This is a genomic window from Streptomyces iranensis (assembly GCF_017874715.1).
GTDB lineage: Bacteria > Actinomycetota > Actinomycetes > Streptomycetales > Streptomycetaceae > Streptomyces > Streptomyces iranensis.
Genome location: NZ_JAGGLR010000021.1, coordinates 23,779 through 44,182, shown reverse-complemented (window position 1 = coordinate 44,182; position 20,404 = coordinate 23,779). Strand labels below are relative to the sequence as shown.

The window sequence follows — 20,404 nt, the reverse complement described above, 5'->3', positions numbered from 1 at the left end:
CGGCGGTACCGTCCGGGGATGAGCAGCAGCGCGGAAGCCCCCGCCTTCGATCCCTGGCGGCCGTCATTCGTCGTGGACCCGTATCCGGCCTACGCCGAGCTGCGCGAGCGCGGCCGGGTGCACTGGTTCGAGCCCTCCCGCCAGTGGCTGATCCCGCGTCACGCGGACGTCGGCGCCCTGTTGCGGGACCGCAGGCTCGGCCGCACCTATCTCCACCGGTTCGGCCATGAGGAGTTCGGCCGCACCGCGCCGCCGCCCGAGCACGAGCCGTTCCATACCCTCAACGACCACGGCATGCTCGATCTGGAACCGCCGGACCACACCCGGCTGCGGCGGCTCGTCTCCAAGGCGTTCACCCCGCGGACGGTCGAGGCGCTGGTGCCGACGATCCAGCGGCTCGCGGAGGAACTCGTCGACTCCCTCGTCGCCTCGGGCGGCGGCGATCTCATCGAGACGGTCGCCGAACCGCTGCCGGTCGCCGTGATCGCCGAGATGCTGGGCATTCCGCCCGCCGACCGCCCCGCCCTGCGTCCCTGGTCGGCGGATATCTGCGGGATGTACGAGCTGAGCCCGGACGAGGAGACGGCACACCGGGCCGTGCGCGCGTCCGTCGAGTTCTCCACGTATCTGCGGGAGTTGATCGAGGCGCGCCGCAAGGCCCCGGGAGACGATCTGATCAGCGGGCTCATCGCCGCGTACGACGAGGGCGACCGGCTCACCGAGCAGGAGATGATCTCCACCTGTGTGCTGCTGCTCAACGCGGGCCACGAGGCCACCGTCAACACCACCGGGAACGGCTGGTGGGCGCTCTTCCGCCATCCCGGGCAGCTCGCCCTGCTCCGCGCCGACCCCGACGCGCTGCTGCCCACCGCCGTGGACGAGCTGCTGCGCTACGACACCCCGCTCCAGCTCTTCGAGCGGTGGGTGCTGGAGGACATCGAGGTCGGCGGCACGGTCATCCCGCGCGGCAGCGAGGTCGCGCTGCTCTTCGGCTCGGCCAACCGCGACCCGGCCCGCTTCGACCGCCCCGACACCCTCGATCTCTCCCGTACGGACAACCCCCACATCAGCTTCGGCGCCGGTATCCACTACTGCCTGGGCGCCCCGCTGGCCCGTCTGGAGCTGATCGCCTCCTTCGGCGCCCTGCTCCGCAAGGCGCCCGGACTGCGGCTGGTCAAGGAGCCGGAGCGGCGGGCGAACTTCGTCATCCGCGGTCTGCGGGAGCTCCAGGTCGAGCTCTGAGCGGAGCCGGTGAAGGCGGCCGGGACAAACGAGCCCCCTGTTGTCCACAGCCTGTGGACAACAGGGGGCGGTTGCCGGGACGTGGTGGGCCGACGGGGGTCAGCCGCCGATGTCACGGCGGCGCATACCCACCAGTCCTCCGGCGGCGAGAACGACCGAGAGGAGCAGCAGCCACAGGAACGGTGCGGCCGTCACCTCGTCGCCCGGCAGCTTCGGCAGATGGCTGAAGGGCGAGGTGTCCATGACGGAGTCGGACAGCTCCAGCGCCGGGCCCATCCAGCCCAGGGCGACCACCCAGCCGACGAAGGCCCAGGCCGCGGCCGAGTACTTCGGCACCACGCCCACGAGGAAGAGCGTCACGCTGGTGAGCACCCACAGCGCCGGGAGCTGGGCGAGGGAGGCACCGAGGCAGCGGGGGAGCTGGTCGGCCAGATCGCCCGCCGCGACGCCGTAGCCCAGCCCCAGCGCCAGACCGCCGATGGCGAGGATGACGACCGGCCCGAGGTACGCGATGACCAGGTGGCTCCCGGCCCAGCGCAGCCGGCCGACGGCGTTGGCCAGCAGGGGCTCGGCGCGCTGGTCGGTCTCCTCGCCGCGCAGCCGCAGCACTGAGGTGGTGGTGTAGACGGTGAGGATGGTGCCGAGGACGCCGACCATGGCGGCCAGGAACGCGTCGTTGAGCCCCTGGGCGCCACCCATCCGCTGGATGATGTCGCGGGTCTGGTCGCTGTCGCCGAGGAAGTCGTCCGCACCGTCGGAGATGGATCCGAAGATGGCGCCCGCGAAGACGAAGCCCGCGGCCCAGCCGAACAGGGCACCGCGCTGCAGCCGCCAGCCCAGGCCGTAGACGCCGCTCAGCAGCGGGCCGGCGGCCGGCGGACCGGGACGGGTGGCGTAGAAGCTGGCGCCCACGTCGCGACGCCCGGCGAGGGAGTAGGCGAGGGCGATTGAGGCCGCGGCGAGCACGGCGATCAGCAGCAGCGGCCACCAGCGCTCGTCCGCGTACGGCCGGGCGTACTCGGCCCAGCCCAGTGGCGAGAGCCAGACCAGGACATGACCGGAGCCCCTGCTGCCGTCCTCGGCGGCGTCACCCGCCATGCGCAGCACGAAGGCGACGCCGACCGCGGCGGAGCTCAGGCCCCGGGCCAGCCGTGCGTTCTCCGTGAGCTGGGCGGCGACGGCGGCCAGACCGCCGAAGGCCATACCGGACAGACCGACGGCGAGGCCGAGGGCCAGCGCGCCGGTGCCGCCCTGGCCCGCGAGGCCGCCCGCGATGAGCAGGGTCACCGCGCCGTTGGCGATGGCCACGGCGAGCAGGGCCGAGGTGAGCCCCGCGCGGCGGCCGACCATGCCCGCGGAGAGCGCCTCCTGGCGGCCGGTCTCCTCCTCCTCACGGGTGTGCCGGATCACGATGAGCAGGCTCATGATCGCGGCGAACACCGTGAGGAAGGCACCCACGCGCCAGACGGTCAGCGCGCCGAGCGTGTCGTCGAAGGCGGCGCCGAACAGGGCCCGGGTCGAGCCGTTCCCGTTCATGTCCTCGACGAGGCTTGTGCGGCGGGCGGGGGTGTCGTACGCGCTCTTCAGACGGCCGACGGTGCTGCTGGCCGTGAGCCCCAGGCACAGCACCCACACCGGCATCATGATCCGGTCGCGGCGCAGGGCGAGCCGCAGCAGCGTGCCCGTGCCCGCCAGATCGTGGGCCGATCCGCGGGCGCGGGGGGAGACCCGGGCGTCGGCTACGGCGGTCATCGGGCGATCGCCTCGGCTTCCGTGCGCGTGATGTCGTCCTGGTAGTGGCGCAGGAAGAGCTCTTCCAGGGTGGGCGGGGTGGAGATGAGGCTGCGCACCCCGACCTGGGTGAGCTGCCGCAGCACGGCGTCCATCTTGTCGGAGTCGACCTGGAGCTTGACCTGGCTGCCCTGGATGTCCACGTTGTGCACACCGGGGAGGCCGGACAGGCCGTTGGGCTCGCCGGCGAGCTCGGCGGTCACCGACGTACGGGTCAGATGGCGCAGCTCGGTGAGGGTGCCGGACTCCACCCGCCGGCCCTTGCGGATGATGCTCACCCTCCGGCAGAGCGCCTCGACCTCGCTGAGGATGTGGCTGGAGAGCAGCACCGTACGACCGCGGTCGCGCTCCTCGGCGACGCACTCGCGGAAGACCTCCTCCATGAGCGGGTCGAGCCCGGAGGTCGGCTCGTCGAGGATCAGCAGCTCCACTTCGGATGCGAACGCGGCGACCAGGGCGACTTTCTGGCGATTGCCCTTGGAGTACGTACGGCCCTTCTTGGTGGGGTCGAGCTCGAACCGCTCCAGGAGCTCGGCGCGGCGTGCGGTGTCCAGACCACCGCGCAGCCGCCCGTACAGGTCGATGACCTCTCCGCCGCTCAGGTTGCGCCACAGGGTGACGTCTCCGGGGACGTACGCGATGTGGCGGTGGAGGTCGACCGCGTCGTGCCAGGGGTCCTTGCCGAGCATCTGCACCGCGCCGGAGTCGGCGCGGAGCAGCCCGAGGAGGACCCGGATGGTCGTGGACTTCCCGGCGCCGTTGGGCCCGAGGAAGCCATGGACCTCACCTGCCTCGACTTCGAGGTCGAGGCCGTCCAACGCGTGGGTCCGGCCGAAGGACTTGTGGAGGCCGGACACGGAGATTGCCGTTTTCATGATTTCGAAGCTACGCTAGTTTCACAAATTTGTGAAGTTAAGGAACCATATAAACTTATGATGATGTGACGAAGAGAGGAGATGATGAAGCGGTGAGGGAGACGATCGAACCGGGGGGCGCGCCCGATGACGCGCGCGGTGAAGCGGCGCGTGACGAGGCGGCGGTGTCCAGGTTCGTCGAGCGGTTCGCGGCCGATCTGGCCGAGGCCGGGATGCAGCGCATGGCGGCGCGGGTCTTCGCGGCGCTTCTCGTCTCCGACTCCGGGGCCCTCAGCTCGGCGGAGCTCGCCGAGCGGCTGCGGATCAGCCCGGCCGCCGTCTCGGGCGCGATCCGCTATCTGTCCCAGGTGGACATGGTGGTGCGGGAGCGCGAGCCGGGCTCCCGCCGCGATCGCTACCGGCTCTACAACGAGGTCTGGTACGAGACGCTGACCCGCCGCGACCAGATGGTCGCCCGCTGGGAGAGCACCATGCGCGACGGCGCGAAGGTGCTCGGCCCCGGCACCCCGGCGGGGCTGCGGATCACCGAGACCGCCGACTTCTTCGAGTTCGTCCAGCGGGAGCTGCCCAAGATGCTGGAGCGCTGGCGCGCCCAGCAGGCCGAGCGCCGCGCCGCCGAGGCCCGCGAGGCCGAAGCGGGCTGACGGCCGGCCCGGCCCACCCGCGCCGCCCGGCCCCACCGGGCCCCGGGGCGGCGCGAGTGTGGCTCAAGGGCGGTGGGGGAGCATCAGGCTCCAGGCCTCGGCCAGGACCGTCCAGGTGCGGCTGCGGACCGGGCCGCGGATCAGCTCGTCCGCGTGGTAGCGGAAGTCCGGGCCGGAGACGGTGACGGCGCGTGCCCGGGTGTGCAGGGGGCCGCCCGCCGCATGGGGATGGACCACGATCTCGGCCAGCCCGCCGCCCGGCGCGGCCGTCGAGACCGAGACCCGCTCGACCGGCCGGTCCAGGTCGGTCAGCAGCACCCCGTCCGCCTCGATGCGCAGCCGCTGCGGCGGCGGATGCGCCGGCCGCCGGGCGCCGCCCGCCAGGCCGATCACCGGCAGCGAGAGCAGCGTCAGTGCCGTGCGGGCGGTGCGGGCCGCCGGGCTCCACCACGGCCGGTGGCCCTCGCCTTCCCCGTCGGGGCCCTCCCGGCCGTTGCCGGGCGGGCCCGCGCCGTCCCGGCCGTCCTCGCCGTTCTCCGCCCAGCGACGGTCGTGGGCGCAGGGGGCGCAGCCGCAGTCCCGGCCCCTCGCCCCATCGCCGTGCGGCCCCGGGCCGTGTCCGTCCGTCCCGTCCGTCCTGTCCGTCCCGTCCGTCCTGTCCGTCCCGTCCGTCCGGTCCAGTCCGTCCGGCCCGGCCGCCGCGCCGCAGCCGCCGTCCGGCATCCCGTCGTGCGCACCGTAAGGAGCGAGCCCGGAGGGGATCCGCAGCTCGCCGAGGACCACTCCGCCGCTCTCGTCCACCAGCAGATCACGCGGGCGCGCGGTCCCGTCGAGGACCGTACGGGCCGCGGCGACCGCGTCCGTCGGCACCCCGAGCGAATGGGCCAGGGCGACCGTGGCGGAGCCGCCCACCGGGACCAGCGACAGCGCGGCGTCCGCCAGCTCCCGCCGCCGGTGCAGCAGCTCCACCATCCGCAGCAGAGCGCGGTCGTCGCCGACCAGCACCGGCCGGCGGGCGCCCCGGCGGGCCAGCGCCCGCTCGACCTCCTCCGGGCCGTCCGGCAGGCAGATTTTCGTCTGCGCGCCCGCACACAGCACATCCTTCGCGATTCGCACCGACTCCCCGTCCGTGCGGCGGGCGTTGGGGTCGATGACCATGAGCAGCGGGCGCCCCCGGGCGGTGTCCGGCGCAGGGGGCCGGGGATCTGGAGCCGACACCTCGGTCCTTCCTCAGGTAATCTCTCGGTGCAAGAGCCCCTGTCGCTGTTGCGCCAGGGGCTTCGTCTATCCGGGGCACCGGTTCGACGGCTCTTGTGGTGGCGCACGTCACCATGCACGTTGGACATGCCCCGCCCGGAAGGGGTGTACGCCTGTGCCCGCACTTGTGCTGCTCGGTGCTCAGTGGGGTGACGAGGGCAAGGGAAAGGCCACCGATCTGCTCGGTGGCTCCGTGGACTATGTAGTGCGCTACCAGGGCGGTAACAACGCGGGCCACACGGTGGTGGTCGGCGACCAGAAGTACGCGCTGCACCTCCTCCCGTCCGGAATCCTCTCGCCCGGGTGTACTCCGGTCATCGGCAACGGCGTCGTCGTGGATCCCGCGGTCCTGCTCTCCGAGCTGAGCGGTCTCGCCGATCGCGGCGTCGATACGTCCAAGCTGCTGATCAGCGGTAACGCCCATCTGATCACGCCGTATCACACGACCCTCGACAAGGTGTCGGAACGATTCCTCGGCAAGCGGAAGATCGGCACCACCGGCCGCGGCATCGGCCCGGCCTACGCGGACAAGATCAACCGGGTGGGCATCCGGGTCCAGGACCTCTTCGACGAGTCGATCCTGCGGCAGAAGGTCGAGGCGGCCCTGGACAACAAGAACCAGGTGCTGGCCAAGCTCTACAACCGCCGCGCCATCGCGGTCGACCAGGTCGTCGAGGAGCTGCTGGGCTACGCGGACCCGCTCAGCGGCTATGTCGCCGACACCACCCTGCTGCTCAACAACGCCATCGACCAGGGCCAGGTCGTGCTCTTCGAGGGCGGGCAGGGCACCCTGCTCGACGTCGACCACGGCACGTACCCCTTCGTCACCTCCTCCAACCCGACCGCGGGCGGCGCCTGCACCGGCACCGGAGTGGGCCCGACGAAGATCAGCCGCGTGATCGGCATCCTGAAGGCGTACACCACCCGCGTCGGCGCGGGCCCGTTCCCCACCGAGCTCCTCGACGAGGACGGCGAGAAGCTGCGCACGATCGGCGGCGAGCGCGGTGTGACCACCGGGCGCGACCGGCGCTGCGGCTGGTTCGACGCGGTCATCGCGCGCTACGCGACCCGGGTCAACGGCCTGACCGACTTCTTCCTCACCAAGCTGGACGTGCTCACCGGCTGGGAGCGGATCCCGGTGTGCGTGGCGTACGAGATCGACGGCAAGCGCGTCGAGGAGCTGCCGTACAGCCAGACCGACTTCCACCACGCCAAGCCGATCTACGAGACGCTGCCGGGCTGGTCGGAGGACATCACCAAGGCCAAGACCTTCGACGAGCTGCCGAAGAACGCGCAGAAGTACGTCCAGGCGCTCGAGGAGATGTCGGGCGCCCCGATCTCGGCGATCGGCGTCGGGCCGGGCCGTGACGAGACCATCCAGATCAACTCGTTCCTCTGACCACTCGGCGGGCGGGCGGCTCCCGGGAGCCCGGCTCCCGGGAGCCCGGCCCGCGCGCCGGCGTCACTACGCCGCGGGCGGGCCGAACACCCCGGCGGGCTGCTGCGGCTGACCGACGGGCCGCGCGGCCCGCTGCTCCTGCATCTTGGTGATCCGCCGCACGACGGCGATGGCCAGCAGCGCGGTCAGGATGCCGATGGAGTCGTCGATGATATTGACGATGGCGCTGGGGCGTGGATCCCGGTCGCTCCCGGTGGCGATCTCGACGATACCGTCCGCCGGGACCATGAGAAACATGACGATGAAGAACATCCACCACCAGTGCAGCACCGCACGGCCGCGGCGTCCGGGCCCGGGTGGAGTGCTGGAGTCCCAGACGTCGTTGGCGATCTGCTTGGGCAGCCACAGCTGGGCGATCGGGATGAACCAGGCGCCCACCGCGTAGCCGCTGCCGAACCGCTGCCGCCCGGGGTGGAGCACCGTGGAGTTGATATAGGCGGTCCGGAACCAGACCAGCCACACCACGACGAGTACGAGCGCGGCGACACCGGTGCCGCTGTCCATCGCCTCGGCGTCGCTCCGCTTGCTGTAGAGCAGGTCGTTGGAGGCGGCGCCGGAGTCGAGGGCGGAGTAGGTGTCGAGCAGCGAGATGTTGAGCGCCATATCGAGCAGCGTCAGCACCAGCCAGATGCCGAACATGCTGATCAACGCGGTGGCCAGACCCCGGATCGGCCTCAGCCGCGTGCCCGGGGCGGGGAAGCCCATCGGCGTCTGATAGCCACCCGGCCAGGGCTGGGTGGTGGGCTGGGACATCTGGTACGGGGAACCCCCGGCCGCGTGGGCGTGGGGGGTCGCGTACGCGGACGGCGTCGGCGTGCCGTACGCGGAGGGGCCGGGCGGGGTGTGCGCGGCGGCCTGGGGGTGGCCGTACGCCGACGGGCCCTGCCGCGGCGCCACGGCTTCCGGCTGCGCGTTCTCGGCCTCCACCTCCAGCAGCTGGAGCGCGTCCCGCCCCAGCCGGGCGAGCAGTCCGCCCGGCAGCCAGGGCTCGCCGTCGTCGGTCACCGGCTGGGTGGCGGCCACCAGCTCGTCCACCGAGGGCCGCTTGGCCGGGTCCTTGTCCAGGCACGCGGTGACCAGCCCGCGCGCGCCGTCGGGGAGCCCCACCAGATCGGGCTCCTCCTGGGCTATTCGGTACATCAGGGCGTGGATGCCGCTGTCCAGGTTGCCGAAGGGCTGACGTCCGGTGGCGGCGAAGGCGAGTACCGAGCCGAGGCAGAAGACATCGCTCGCGGCCGTGACCGGCTCGCCCCGCACCTGCTCGGGCGACATGAACCCGGGCGAGCCGACGACCGCGCCGGTCGTCGTCAGATTGCCGCCCGTGGTGGTGCCCACGGGGTCCAGGGCGCGCGCGATGCCGAAGTCGATGACGCGCGGACCGTCGATGGTGACCAGGATGTTGGACGGCTTGAGGTCGCGGTGGATCAGCCCGGCGCCGTGGATGTCGCGCAGCGCGAGGGCCAGCCCGTTCGTCAGGATCCGCAACGAGCTCTCGGGCAGCGCCCCGAAGTCCTCGGCGACGACGCTGTGCAGGGACGGACCGCCGATGTAGCCGGTGGCCACCCACGGCACCTCGGCGTCGGTGTCGGCGTCGAGCACGGGCGCGGTCCACTGGCCGCCGACCCGTCTCGCCGCCTCCACCTCCCGCTTGAAGCGGCTGCGGAAGTCCGGTTGGCGTGCGAGTTCGGCCTGTACGAGCTTCACCGCTACGGTGCGGCCGCGGGCGGAGCGGGCCAGATAGACCCGGCCCATTCCGCCCTCGCCCAGCTTGCCGAGCAGCCGGTACTCGCCGATCCACCGCGGGTCCTGGGCCCCGAGGTTCTCCATCGCGGTGTGGCTCCTGTCCCTGTGCCGATAGTCCCTCTGCCGATCGGCCGATCAGTCGAGGCGGGTGAACGTCTGTGTCATCGTCTCATCGTTGTAATCGTCCGGGTCGTCATATTCGACACGCAGCTTGTCATGTCCGGAAGATGTGAACGTGAGTGACGTGCCGGGTCCGCAGAGATTCTTGGGAGTGCCCCCGGTGAACTTCGAAGGGCTGAGGACCAGTCCCTTCTCCACCGAGGCCAGGATCCGGTCACCCTCGCAGTGGTACTTCTTGCTGTCCGCGACCTCCTGGGCCACCACGGAGCCGATCGCGCCCTGCTTGACGGTGATCTTCAACGTGGCGTCGGGCTTCCCGAACGCGTCCTTGGCCAGCCAAGTGCCCACGTAGCCGGAGGGGATGGGCTTGCCGCCGCTCTTGGAGGGGCGCAGCGTCGCCTCGGAGGAGCCGTCCGTGGTGCTCCAGGCGAGGGTGCCGTCGTTGCCTATCCGCAGCGTCTGCTCGCCGACCGCGCTGCAACTGTCCTCGGGGATGCTGGTGGACACCTCCTCGTCCTCGATGAGGAGCAGGCTGTCCACCGACTTGAGCTTGGCGGAGTCCTGGCAGAACGAGTCCGAGTCGGAGGTCAGGGTCTCGGCGACGACCCCGCCGACCGGCCCCTGCGAGAGCACGACCCGGCGGATCTTGCCGGTCGAATCGCCGCTCTCCTTGATCTCGCCCTCCCAGGCGCCCAGATACTCGGTGGGCACGTCGCCCGACGTCTCCAGCTTGGTCGCGGACGGATCGGGGCCGTCCGAACCCCCGGAGGAGCCCTTGGAGTTGCCGCCGCCTGATCCGCCCGGGTTGGGCGGGGTGTGGGTCATCTTGTCGTAGTCGGTCTTTGCCTGGTCGCCCTTGTCGTCGTTCCCCTCGACGATGGCGAGTGCGACGACCCCGGCTATGAGGGCGGTGGCGACTGCGGCGGACACGACGATGAGCGTCTTACGGCGCCGCCGGTTCGGCTTCGGGGGCGTCTGCGGCGAGCCGCCTCCGGGCCCGCTCGGTGCCCCTGGCCCACCAGGTCCGCCCGGTCCGCTCGGTGCCCCTGGCCCACCCGGTCCGCTCGGTCCGCCGAACCCGGCGGAAGGCGACCCGGCGGCCGCCCCGAACGAGGTGACCGCGGGCGGCCCGAAGCCATGCGAGGGCGTCGGCGGCTCCCCCTCCGCGCCCGTCTGCGGCGGCTGCGGGGGCGTTGCGTGCGACGGGTAGCCGTACGCCCCGGGGGCGTACGGCCCGCCGGAACCGGGCGAGTTGGGAGCGGCGGCACCCGAGCCTGCCCGCGGCGGGGTGGCGCTTCCGGGCGCGCCGGGGCCGGGCGTGGCCGCGTGCGGCGTGCTCGCGTGCGGCCCGGCGGAGGGTGCTCCGGGCGCGGCGGCGTGCGGAGTGCCGTGGCTTGGCGCGGCGCCACCGGGTGCGTCGGGTGAGGCGGCGGGTCCTCCGGCTGCCCCTGCCTGTGGCGGGGTGGCGCTTCCGGGCACACCGTAACCCGGCGCGCCCTGCCCCGCGCCTGCCCGAGGTGCGGCGGGCGATCCGCCGGGTGCCGCGGGTGGGGCCGCGTGCGGGGTGCCGTGGCTTGGCGCGGCGCCACCAGGCGCCTGCGGCGCATCTGCCCGCGGTGCGGCGCCGGGTCCGCCGGGTGTGGCGGGTGGGGCGCCATGGTCGGGCGCGGCGCCACCGGGTGCGTTGGGAGCGGCGGCACCCGAGCCTGCCCGCGGCGGGGTGGCGCTTCCGGGTGCGCCGTGGCCCGCTCCGGCCCGCGGCATACCCGCCGATGGCGTGGCGTCCTGCGGGGCTGCGGCCGCTCCGCCGGGGTCTGGCGTGGCGTCCTGCGGGGCGCCGGACGGGTCGGCGGACGGGGCGGCGGACCGGCGCGGGTCGGCCGACGGCGTGCCGCCTGCCTGTGGCCCGGCGGCCGGCTCGGGGTCGCCCTGGTCCTCGGCGCGCCGCGGCGCGGCCGGGTGCTCGCCGGGCCGGGCCGGGCCGCCCTGCGCCGTGCCCGTCGAGGGCGGAGTGGACGGAGCCGGGGGGAGCGGGGCCGCCGAGGGGCGGGGTGGGGTGGTCGGTGGCGGGGGTGTGGGGGGTTCCGCCGGGGCCAGGGGGTACGACGTGGCCGACGGCGGCGCGACGGGCGGCGGCGGTACGGCGGGGCCCGCCGCCCCGGCCACGGGCGGTACGGCCGGGCGCGCGGGCACCCCCGGCCCGGCGGGCGTCTCCACCTCCAGCAACTGCACCGCGTGCCGCCCGAGCTGGGCGACGAGCGTGCCCGGCAGCCACGGCTCGCCGTCGTCGTCCGCACCGGCCGTACGCTCCAGCAGCGCCTCCAGCGAGGGCCGGTCGTCCGGGGCCTTCTTCAGGCAGTCGGTGACGAGGTCCCGCAGTCCCTCCGGCAGCCCCTCCAGGTCCGGCTCCTCCTGGGCGATGCGGTACATCACCGCGTGCACCCCGCTGTCCGCCGTGCCGAAGGGCTGACGTCCGGTCGCCGCGTAGGCGAGCACCGAGCCGAGGCAGAAGACGTCGCTGGCGGGGGTGACCCGCTCGCCGCGCACCTGCTCGGGCGACATGAAGCCGGGCGATCCGACGACGGCGCCGCTGCGCGTGAGGATGCCGTCGGTGACGGTCTCCAGCGCCCGTGCGATACCGAAGTCGATGACGCGCGGACCGTCGATGGTGACCAGGACGTTGGACGGTTTGAGGTCACGGTGGACCAGACCGGCGTCGTGGATGTCGCGGAGCGCCTGCGTCAGACCGTGGGCCATGATGCGGACGGTCCGCTCGGGCAGCCGGCCCGACTCGGCGACGATCGCGTGCAGGGAGGGACCGGCGATGTAGCCGGTGGCGACCCATGGGGTTGCGGCCTCGGTGTCGGCGTCCAGCACCGGCGCGGTCCACGCGCCCCCGACCCGCTGCGCGGCCCGCACCTCCTGTTTGAACCGCCGCCGGAATTCGGCCTGTTGGGCGAGCTCGGTCTGGACGAGCTTCACCGCCACCGTGCGCCCGCGTGCTGAATGAGCCAGGAACACCCGGCCCATGCCACCCGCGCCAAGGCGCCGGAGCAGCCGGTACTCACCGATCCAGCGAGGGTCCTCGGCCCCCAGGTCTTCCATGCGTCGATCGTCCCTTCCCCGTGAATCCCCCTGATCAGCCCCCCGGAGAGAATAAGGGCGGCTGAGAGCGAAGTGGACGACGCGGACGATCCGTTATCGGTTCCGTATCCGTCCTGTGTCACTCTCGAGCCGGAGAACGGAATCCCGGAGCTCCGGAGGGGCCGCCGGGAGCGAAATCCGGACAGCCGCGCCCCGACCACCGGCGACGGTCACAGGCCCACCGCCGCCCGGCAGAATGTCGGCGTTCGACCCGAAACCCGGACAGGCTGTCGGTGCCGGGCGCGGGGCGGGGTCCGTAGGCTGGTGCCGCCCCGACCCGCGAGCGATCCGAGGTACGAACGTGTCCGTGCAGCCCAGCCCCGACCACGCGGCCGGCGCCGCCGTCAAGGCCGCCGACCGTGCGCATGTCTTCCACTCCTGGTCCGCGCAGGGCCTGATCGACCCCCTCGCCATCGCGGGCGCCGAAGGCTCGTACTTCTGGGACTACGACGGCAACCGCTACCTCGACTTCTCCTGCCAGCTGGTGAACACCAACATCGGCCATCAGCACCCCAAGGTCGTCGCCGCGATCCAGGAGCAGGCCGCGAAGCTGTGCACCATCGCACCGGGGTTCGCCGTGGACGTGCGGTCCGAGGCGGCGCGGCTGGTGGCCGAGCGCACCCCCGGCGACCTCGACAAGATCTTCTTCACCAACGGCGGCGCCGAGGCGGTGGAGAACGCGGTCCGCATGGCCCGGCTGCACACCGGACGCGCCAAGGTGCTCTCCGCCTACCGCTCGTACCACGGCGCCACCGCCGCCGCGATCAACCTCACCGGCGACCCCCGCCGCTGGCCCTCCGACACCGCCTCGGCGGGTGTGGTGCACTTCTGGGCGCCGTTCCACTACCGCTCGCCCTTCCACTCCGACAGCGAGCAGCAGGAGTGCGAGCGCGCGCTGCGCCACCTCGAGGACACCATCGTCTTCGAGGGCCCGCAGACCATCGCCGCGATCATCCTGGAGACGATCCCCGGCACCGCCGGGATCATGGTTCCGCCGCCCGGCTATCTGGCCGGGGTCCGGGAGATCTGCGACCGCTACGGCATCGTGTTCATCCTGGACGAGGTCATGGCGGGCTTCGGCCGCACCGGCCACTGGTTCGCGGCCGACCACTTCGGCGTCACCCCGGACCTGCTGACCTTCGCCAAGGGCGTCAACTCCGGCTATGTGCCACTCGGCGGCGTCGCGATCTCCGCCGAGATCGCCGCGACCTTCGACCAGCGCCCCTACCCGGGCGGGCTCACCTACTCCGGCCACCCGCTGGCCTGCGCCTCGGCCGTCGCGACGATCAACGCGATGGCGGAGGAGGGGATCGTGGAGAACGCCGCCGCGATCGGCGAGAACGTGATCGGTCCCGCGCTGCGGGAGATCGCCGAGCGCCACCCCTCGGTGGGCGAGGTGCGCGGCCTCGGCGTCTTCTGGGCGCTGGACCTGGTCAAGGACAAGGAGACCCGCGAACCGCTCGTGCCGTACAACGCGGGCGGAGCGGACAACCAGCCGATGGCCGACTTCGCGGCGGCCTGCAAGCGCGGCGGTCTGTGGCCCTTCGTGAACATGAACCGCACCCATGTGGTGCCGCCGTGCACGGTCACCGAGGCCGAGGCCAAGGAGGGTCTGGCGATCCTGGACGAGGCGCTGAACGCGGCCGACGCGCACACCTCGTAACGGCCTTTCGGTACCGGCTTCCCGGCGCTGCCCGTTTGCCTTTGGAGGCGGCCCGACCGCCGCCCGACGGCTGCCCGGTGTAGACCACCGCCGCACTCTGCGTGTTCCGCGCAACGGCCCTCGCATATCGTGATGCGAGGGCCGTCCGCTTTCTTACACCGACGGCCGTGGAAGGAGACGGTCCTCGATGCCCGTGCCCGGCACCAGCCCGGTCAAGCGGAACACCCTGCGGCAGCAGATCGCCGACGCGCTCTGTGACGAGGTGCTCGCGGGCAGGCTCCCTGCGGGGCGCCAGTTCACCGTCAAGGAGATCGCCCAGCAGTACGGCGTCTCCGCGACCCCCGTCCGGGAGGCGCTGCTGGATCTGTGCTCCCAGGGGCTGCTCGATGTCGAGGAGCACCGGGGCTTCAAGGTCCACGAGTTCACCATCAACGACTTCCGGCACATGGTGGACGCCCGCACGATGGTGGTGGAGGGCGTCTTCCGGCACTACGTCGAGCAGACGCTGAACAGCATGACCCCGCAGGCGATGGCCTCGGTGCGGCGGCGGGCCGAGGAGGCCGAGCGGGCCGCCCGCTCCGGTGACCTGGACATCCTGATCGGCTACGACCTGCGCTTCTGGCGGGAGATCTGCGGGCTGGTCGGCAATCCGTATGTGTTGGACTTCCTGCAGCGGCTGCGGGTGCAGACCTGGGTGTTCACGGTGCCCTACCTGCGCCGGGTACCCGATCTGCGGGGTCTGCTGTGGACGGGGCACTGCGAGCTCACGGCGGCGGTCACCCGTGGGGATCCCCATGACTCGGAGCGGCTCATAGCGGCGTACAACACGCATTTCCGTGCGCTGATCGAGCGGTTGGCGACGGGGGAGGAGACGCGCTCGCGGAACCGGACGGCGACCGAGCCGGGAGTCAACTCCCCCTGATCTCCCTCTGACCTCCCTCTGAACTCTTCGCGAACTCCACCTGATCCATGGGCCCCGGCCCTCCAGGGACGGCGTCCTGCACTCTTCGCGCCGCGTACGTGGGGCATTACGCTGGGCCGACCATCGACCGTACGGATACGAGAGTGAGATCGCGTGGCATGTGACCTCTGGCTGGTCCCCCTCGTCGATGTGCTGTGCCACAGCCCCGACAATCCCTTCGCCGAAGAGATCGCCGCGTACGACAAGGCGCTCAGTGATGCCGGTCTGCCGCCCGTGCCCGTCTTCAGCTATATGCCGGGTCTTTCCGGGGATGTCGCCCCGGTGGCCGGTTTCGACTACGACGCGCTGCACTTCCTCCGCCGTGCCTATCTGCTCCAGCTGTGCGGACTCGCGGTGACGCCGGTGGACGAACTCGGTGGGGACTACGAGCAGTTGCTGGAGATGTTCGAGCCCACGGCCCAGCAGTCGCATCTGGTGTGGCACTACGACCACGCGGGCGCGTATGTCCCCGTCGACTTCCAGGGTCCGCTGTCCAACGACGAACTCCTCGAGGGCGGGGGCCCGTTGGGCTCCAGCCATGGACTGCTGCGCGAGCTGGAGGCGGTGGCCCCGGCGCTCGGCATCGACCCGTCCAACCCCCCGGCCGCCCCCGCGCCCCCGGCCCGCCCCACGAGCCTGGAGGAGCCGGCGGCGTCGGTCCCGTACGAGGACAGCCCCTTCGCGCGGGAGCGCCATGTGTGGCTGGGCCTGCACGCGGCGGCGACGCGCAGTCTGGGCCAGGGCTCGATGATCGTCTTCAGCTGACCGCCGGGCTGACCGACGGGCTGACCGCCGTCTCCGGGAGGCCCCGCGGCCGTCATCAGCGAGGTCTCCGACGGCCTCGCGGCCGTCATCAGCGGGGCGGCTCGGGAGGACGCTGCCGCGGCATATTGGGCCGGGCGGGGCCCGGCGGCAGCGGGAAGCGGCTCGCGGGGCTCCCGCTGTCCGGACGGGAGCCCTGGGCCATCAGCGACTGCGTGACCAGCGGCGCAGAACCGGATCCGAAGTCCACCATCCAGCCCGCGGTCTCGGCCCGCATCAGCTCCGACACGTCCTCGCAGAACCGCCGCAGCACCGACAGACACCGCTCCACGGCCTCGCTCGCGGTGCCCTCGGTCGGGCCCAGCACCTCCCGCACGCTCTCCGACGCCCAGTCGAACTGCAGCGCCTCCAGCCGCCGCTGCACCGCCTGCGCCGTGGCCATGTCCCGCATCCAGCCGGACGTCAGCCCGAAGAACCGGTCGCCGCCGACGCACGCGACCGCCAGCAGCAGCGCCAGCGCGCCCCATCCGGCGCCGCCGTCCAGCGTTCCGTTCAGATCCAGCAGCGGCAGTACGGCCCCCACGACCCCCGCCACCGCGGCCCCCGCCCGCAGCACCCGGGCGGCCCGCCGCTTCCACACCCGGTCGGCGAGGTACCACCCGGCGACCTCCAGCGCGCCCTCCTCCACCCACTGGTACAACTCGTCGAGCCGCTCCGCGGGCTCCCCCCAGTCGCCGTGCGGGAAGGGACGGCCGAGCAGGTCACCCTGTTTCCTCGCACCCTCCTGCCGAGGGAGCCCCTCGGGCTGCATCTCCGGCTGACTCACCGTGCGACTCCCTCTGCGGCGGCGTTTCTCCTGCGCGCGGCTGACGCGCGACCACCATTCCTACCGCCGAACGGCTGGCCACGAGGACCCGATCACCGGATTTCAGCCCGTAAGGGCTGCCCCATCGGGTATAGGACCGCCCACTCCTCACCCAAAAGAGTGGCCCCGCTCACGGCGCAGGGGCTCGCACGGGGCTCCCGGCCGAACCGCGCCGCGGCCCCCGCCGCACAGCGCCCGTCGCCCCAGGCAATAGGGTGCCTACCGTGAAGGTCCTCGTCATCGGCGGCGGCGCCCGCGAACATGCCCTGTGCCGCGCTCTCTCCCTCGACCCCGACGTCACCGCACTGCACTGCGCCCCCGGCAACGCCGGCATCGCCGAGGTGGCCGAGCTGCACGCGGTCGACGCGCTCGACGGTGCCGCCGTCGCCGACCTCGCCGCCTCCCTGGGGGCGGGCCTGGTGGTCGTGGGGCCGGAGGCCCCCCTCGTGGCGGGGGTGGCCGACGCTGTGCGCGAGCGCGGGATCCCGGCCTTCGGACCGTCCGCGGAGGCCGCGCGGCTCGAGGGCTCCAAGGCGTTCGCCAAGGACGTGATGGCGGCGGCGGGCGTGCCCACCGCCCGCGCCTATGTGTGCACCGGCCCCGCCGAGGTCGACGAGGCGCTGGACGCCTTCGGCCCCCCGTACGTCGTCAAGGACGACGGCCTCGCCGCGGGCAAGGGCGTCGTGGTGACCGAGGACGTCGAGACCGCTCGCGCACACGCGCTGGCCTGCGGCCGGGTGGTGATCGAGGAGTTCCTGGACGGCCCGGAGGTCTCCCTCTTCGCGATCACCGACGGCGAGACCGTGGTCCCGCTCCAGCCCGCCCAGGACTTCAAGCGCGCCCACGACGGCGACGAGGGCCCGAACACCGGCGGCATGGGCGCGTACTCCCCGCTGCCCTGGGCGGACCCCGCCCTGGTGGACGAGGTCGTGGCCACGGTCTGCCGGCCCACCGTCGACGAGCTGCGCCGCCGCGGCACGCCCTTCTCCGGGCTGCTGTACGCGGGCCTGGCGATCACCTCGCGGGGTGTGCGCGTGATCGAGTTCAACGCGCGCTTCGGCGACCCGGAGACCCAGGTGGTGCTGGCCCGGCTGAAGACCCCGCTGGCCGCGGTGCTGCTCGCCGCCGCCACCGGACGGCTGGAGGCCGAGCCGCCGCTGCGCTGGAGCGACGGCGCCGCCGTGACCGTGGTCCTCGCCTCGCACAACTACCCGGGCACCCCCCGCACCGGCGACCCGATCACCGGGCTGGACGAGGTGGCCGAGAAGGACGGCCCCAAGGCGTACGTCCTGCACGCGGGCACCAAGCGGGACGGCGCGTCCGGTGAGGTGGTGAGCGCGGGCGGCCGGGTGCTCTCCGTCACCGCGACCGGCTCCGACCTGGCGAAGGCGCGTGAGCGGGCGTACCGCGCGGTGGGCCGGATCGGCCTGGAGGGCTCCCACCACCGCTCCGACATCGCGGCGAAGGCGGCCGCCGAAGCGGATTCGTGAAGCCGGTTCGTCAAGCAGAACCGGGGACGGCTGTAAGAAGTGTCTCAACCAGGGGCTCGAGCGGGCCGGTGAACGGTCCGGATGGCCGCTTCCGCCTGTTCACACGGGGCCAGGCGTCGCCATCGCGAAGTTCCCGGTTTTACCCAAGGCCATTCCATTGGGTGAGCGGTTCCGCATCCTGCTGACGCACGCCCGCCCCCCAACTAGTGTGCCGCTCAGGCGAGGTGCGGCAACTGGCCCACCGGCATTGCGGAGTCGGCGGCCGGTGCGACAGTGGGTGGGGAGAAAACAACGCCGCCGTCGTCCGCTGTTCAAACACCGGCCGGACAGTAGGGGGTGATGAGAACCGTGGCAGGTCCCGAAGCAGGTGCCCTGGCGGCGCGTGCCCGCGCCCTCGCGGTGCTGCGCATCCGGAGTACCGCGCTCGCGGTCGCACTCCTCCCGGCCGCCGCCGCCGTCGTGCTGCTGGCCGGAAGCGCCACCGGCAGCATCGGCGGCTCCCAGGACGAGGGCTGGACGGCCCTGCGCTGGGTGGTGACCGGGGGCGCCCTGGTGGTCCTGCTGCTGGCGGCGGCCGTGGCCGCCGTGGTCGTCCGGGCCAGGCCCGCGCTCACCCCGACGGTGCCCATCGACGAGGAGACCGCGCCCGACCTCTACCAGTTGATCCGTGATCTGGCCGAGCGCCTGGAGGTCCCCGCGCCCTCGGCCATAGCGCTCACCCCCGACTGCGACAGCTGGCTGGAGGACCGTACGCATCCGGCGCACACCCACCGCCGGGAGCGCCGGGACCGCGGCGCCCTCGCGGTCGAGGAGCCCCGCCCGGTACGCGGCACCAGAGGGCCCGGCCCGGCGGCCGGCGCGGACCGGGTCGTGGACCGCCCCGAGCGGGGCGCCCCGCAGGCGCCGGTGCTGGTGATCGGCTCGCCGTTCCTGTGGTGGATGCGGGTCGCCGAACTGCGCGCGCTGCTCGCCCCGGTGGTGGCGGGCACCGGCCCGTCCGTCCACCCCGACATAGCCTCCGCCCGCCGCTTCGTGCGCGGTCTTGACGCCGCCGTGGCCGTCGCGGCCCGCGGCGGCGAGCCGTCGTCCGGGCCCGCGCCCGCCCTGGTGGCGGTGGTGCGCCGGCCCGCCTTCGGCTTCGTCGGCTGGGTGGCCCGGCTGCTGCTGCGCGGCTGCCGCGACCACGCGGCCGAGATGGAGCGCGCGGTCGCCGCGGCCGCCTCCGAGCGGGCCCAGACGGTCGACTACGGGCTGCGGATCGTCGCCCAGGAGCAGGTGGGCCTCGCCTACGCGGGCTGGGACCGGCTGCTGACCCGGGTCGCGCTGCCCGCCTGGCGGATGGGCCGCTGGCCCTCCCGGCTGGACGCGGGCGTCGTCTCGGCGCTCACCGAGCTCTCCCGCCGCGACCGGCTCGCCGAGGGGTTCACCTCCCGGCTGAGCGAGCGTCCGGCCTGCGATCTGCTGGAGGAGCCCGGGGCGATGGACGAGGCCACCTCGCTGCTCGCCGCCCGCCTCTTCCACGGCGGCCCGCCGGAGCCGGGCCCCGACTGGTCCCCGGTCGACTGGGGCGCGTATCCGGAGGAGGTCGTGGACCGCAAGTGGCGGCAGGAGGCCGCCCGGCTGAACCGGCTCCTGGACGAGTGTGACGACGTCCAGGAGCCCGTCGGCGCCGCCCCGGCACCGGCCCGCGCGAGCGGGCCCGCCCCGGCCACCCTGGCCCGGGTCATCGACCGGCTCACCGCCGCCCCGGCCGGCCCCGCCGACTCCACCGAGGGCGGCGCCCCCCGCCTCGCCGCCCGGCTCAGCGTCGAGGTGGCCCGGGAGGAGGCCGCCGCCACCCGGGCACACGGCCAGGGCCCCGCGGCGGGGGCCGAAGGGCCCGCGGGCGGCTCCGGCGGCGACCCGTGGATCGACGGCTTCGCCCCGGCGTTCCCGCTCCAGCCGCCCCGCACCGGCCGGGAGCTGCTCGCCGACCATGTCACCGCCATGGTCTGCTGCGCCGCCGTGGACACCGCGGGCGCGGCCCCCGGCCTCGACTGGCTGGACGGGCCCGCGCTGCTCGTCGGCGGGCGGCGGCGGGCCGACCTGGCCCATCCGGTGCTGAGCCTGGTGGAGGACGGTGACGACGGGCCGCTGCGCGCCTGGCTCGGCGAGGTGGGGGTCCGCCCGGAGAAGCCCGTCCGGCTGGTGTAGCGGCGCGGAGTCCGCCCAATACCGCTCCTATGTCCACCCTTGTCGCGCGTTCGGTGTCTGTTCCAGCAAATTAGCGACTATCGGTGATGGAGTAGGTGCGTAATGTGATGTGCTTGGACCGGTCGCTGTCACCCGGCCCAGGAGTTCCGGCCCAACCGGCCCGAACCGCGAGCCCGGCCCCGCAGCCCGGCCCAC

Annotated in this window: 14 protein-coding genes; 8 read left to right on the top strand and 6 right to left on the bottom strand. The window is 73.1% G+C overall.

The features are described 5' to 3' along the window. The first annotated feature begins 18 nt into the window (after positions 1-18). Positions 19-1,242: a cytochrome P450 gene (locus tag J2Z30_RS33540; protein WP_044572203.1), complete on the top strand. Its 1,224-nt coding sequence runs from the start codon at positions 19-21 to the stop codon at positions 1,240-1,242. A 99-nt stretch (positions 1,243-1,341) separates the two neighbouring features. Here the strand turns inward: J2Z30_RS33540 and J2Z30_RS33535 are convergent, their stop codons facing one another. Then, positions 1,342-2,994, bottom strand: a complete 1,653-nt coding sequence (locus J2Z30_RS33535; RefSeq protein ID WP_044572202.1) for an ABC transporter permease — start codon at positions 2,992-2,994, stop codon at positions 1,342-1,344. Beyond that, complete coding sequence (locus tag J2Z30_RS33530; RefSeq protein ID WP_044572200.1) at positions 2,991-3,908, bottom strand: ABC transporter ATP-binding protein; 918 nt, start codon at positions 3,906-3,908, stop codon at positions 2,991-2,993. Before J2Z30_RS33530 ends, J2Z30_RS33535 begins: the two co-directional genes overlap by 4 nt. A gap of 92 nt (positions 3,909-4,000) precedes the next feature. Here J2Z30_RS33530 and J2Z30_RS33525 point away from each other — a divergent pair, with 92 nt between their 5' ends. Then, positions 4,001-4,552 carry a GbsR/MarR family transcriptional regulator gene (locus J2Z30_RS33525; RefSeq protein WP_078956757.1) on the top strand — a complete coding sequence of 184 codons (552 nt, stop codon included), beginning with the start codon at positions 4,001-4,003 and terminating at the stop codon, positions 4,550-4,552. Positions 4,553-4,615: 63 nt separating this feature from the next. Here the strand turns inward: J2Z30_RS33525 and J2Z30_RS33520 are convergent, their stop codons facing one another. Next, positions 4,616-5,710, bottom strand: a complete 1,095-nt coding sequence (locus tag J2Z30_RS33520) for a hypothetical protein (protein WP_044572198.1) — start codon at positions 5,708-5,710, stop codon at positions 4,616-4,618. A gap of 214 nt (positions 5,711-5,924) precedes the next feature. Between J2Z30_RS33520 and J2Z30_RS33515 the strand changes: the two genes are divergently transcribed. Next, positions 5,925-7,208, top strand: coding sequence for an adenylosuccinate synthase (locus tag J2Z30_RS33515; protein ID WP_044572196.1), 1,284 nt, complete (start codon positions 5,925-5,927; stop codon positions 7,206-7,208). Positions 7,209-7,274: 66 nt separating this feature from the next. Here the strand turns inward: J2Z30_RS33515 and J2Z30_RS33510 are convergent, their stop codons facing one another. After that, complete coding sequence (locus J2Z30_RS33510; protein WP_044572194.1) at positions 7,275-9,095, bottom strand: protein kinase domain-containing protein; 1,821 nt, start codon at positions 9,093-9,095, stop codon at positions 7,275-7,277. Between the two features lie 51 nt (positions 9,096-9,146). Beyond that, a complete protein-coding gene (locus J2Z30_RS51830) occupies positions 9,147-12,236 on the bottom strand; it encodes a serine/threonine-protein kinase (RefSeq protein ID WP_052701444.1) in 3,090 nt (1,029 codons plus the stop codon). Between the two features lie 340 nt (positions 12,237-12,576). Between J2Z30_RS51830 and J2Z30_RS33500 the strand changes: the two genes are divergently transcribed. The 3 genes from J2Z30_RS33500 to J2Z30_RS33490 all read left to right on the top strand — a co-directional run bounded on the left by J2Z30_RS33500 (position 12,577) and on the right by J2Z30_RS33490 (position 15,664). Next, positions 12,577-13,938 (top strand): aspartate aminotransferase family protein, encoded by a 1,362-nt coding sequence (locus J2Z30_RS33500; protein WP_044572191.1) that lies wholly within the window; start codon positions 12,577-12,579, stop codon positions 13,936-13,938. 187 nt (positions 13,939-14,125) lie between these two features. Next, positions 14,126-14,860 (top strand): GntR family transcriptional regulator, encoded by a 735-nt coding sequence (locus tag J2Z30_RS33495; RefSeq protein ID WP_063790926.1) that lies wholly within the window; start codon positions 14,126-14,128, stop codon positions 14,858-14,860. Positions 14,861-15,013: 153 nt separating this feature from the next. After that, entirely contained in the window at positions 15,014-15,664 is a 651-nt protein-coding gene (locus tag J2Z30_RS33490) for a putative DNA-mimic protein (RefSeq protein ID WP_044572189.1), read from the top strand. 88 nt (positions 15,665-15,752) lie between these two features. Here J2Z30_RS33490 and J2Z30_RS33485 read toward each other — a convergent pair whose 3' ends face one another. Then, on the bottom strand, positions 15,753-16,487 hold the full coding sequence (locus J2Z30_RS33485; protein ID WP_044572187.1) for an SLATT domain-containing protein: 735 nt from the start codon (positions 16,485-16,487) through the stop codon (positions 15,753-15,755). A gap of 263 nt (positions 16,488-16,750) precedes the next feature. Here J2Z30_RS33485 and purD point away from each other — a divergent pair, with 263 nt between their 5' ends. Together purD and J2Z30_RS33475 are read left to right on the top strand one after the other, a co-directional pair. Continuing rightward, entirely contained in the window at positions 16,751-18,016 is a 1,266-nt protein-coding gene (gene purD / locus J2Z30_RS33480) for a phosphoribosylamine--glycine ligase (protein WP_044572183.1), read from the top strand. Positions 18,017-18,355: 339 nt separating this feature from the next. Further along, positions 18,356-20,209, top strand: coding sequence for a hypothetical protein (locus tag J2Z30_RS33475; RefSeq protein ID WP_044572181.1), 1,854 nt, complete (start codon positions 18,356-18,358; stop codon positions 20,207-20,209). The last annotated feature ends 195 nt before the right edge of the window (positions 20,210-20,404 follow it).

What these genes read in the sequence shown, in the direction of transcription:
- J2Z30_RS33540 (WP_044572203.1), top strand. Translation starts at nt 19, where the DNA reads ATGAGCAGCAGCGCGGAAGCCCCCGCCTTCGATCCCTGGCGGCCGTCA.
- J2Z30_RS33535 (WP_044572202.1), bottom strand. Translation starts at nt 2,994, where the DNA reads ATGACCGCCGTAGCCGACGCCCGGGTCTCCCCCCGCGCCCGCGGATCG.
- J2Z30_RS33530 (WP_044572200.1), bottom strand. Translation starts at nt 3,908, where the DNA reads ATGAAAACGGCAATCTCCGTGTCCGGCCTCCACAAGTCCTTCGGCCGG.
- J2Z30_RS33520 (WP_044572198.1), bottom strand. Translation starts at nt 5,710, where the DNA reads ATGGTCATCGACCCCAACGCCCGCCGCACGGACGGGGAGTCGGTGCGA.
- J2Z30_RS33510 (WP_044572194.1), bottom strand. Translation starts at nt 9,095, where the DNA reads ATGGAGAACCTCGGGGCCCAGGACCCGCGGTGGATCGGCGAGTACCGG.
- J2Z30_RS51830 (WP_052701444.1), bottom strand. Translation starts at nt 12,236, where the DNA reads ATGGAAGACCTGGGGGCCGAGGACCCTCGCTGGATCGGTGAGTACCGG.
- J2Z30_RS33495 (WP_063790926.1), top strand. Translation starts at nt 14,126, where the DNA reads ATGCCCGTGCCCGGCACCAGCCCGGTCAAGCGGAACACCCTGCGGCAG.
- J2Z30_RS33475 (WP_044572181.1), top strand. Translation starts at nt 18,356, where the DNA reads ATGAGAACCGTGGCAGGTCCCGAAGCAGGTGCCCTGGCGGCGCGTGCC.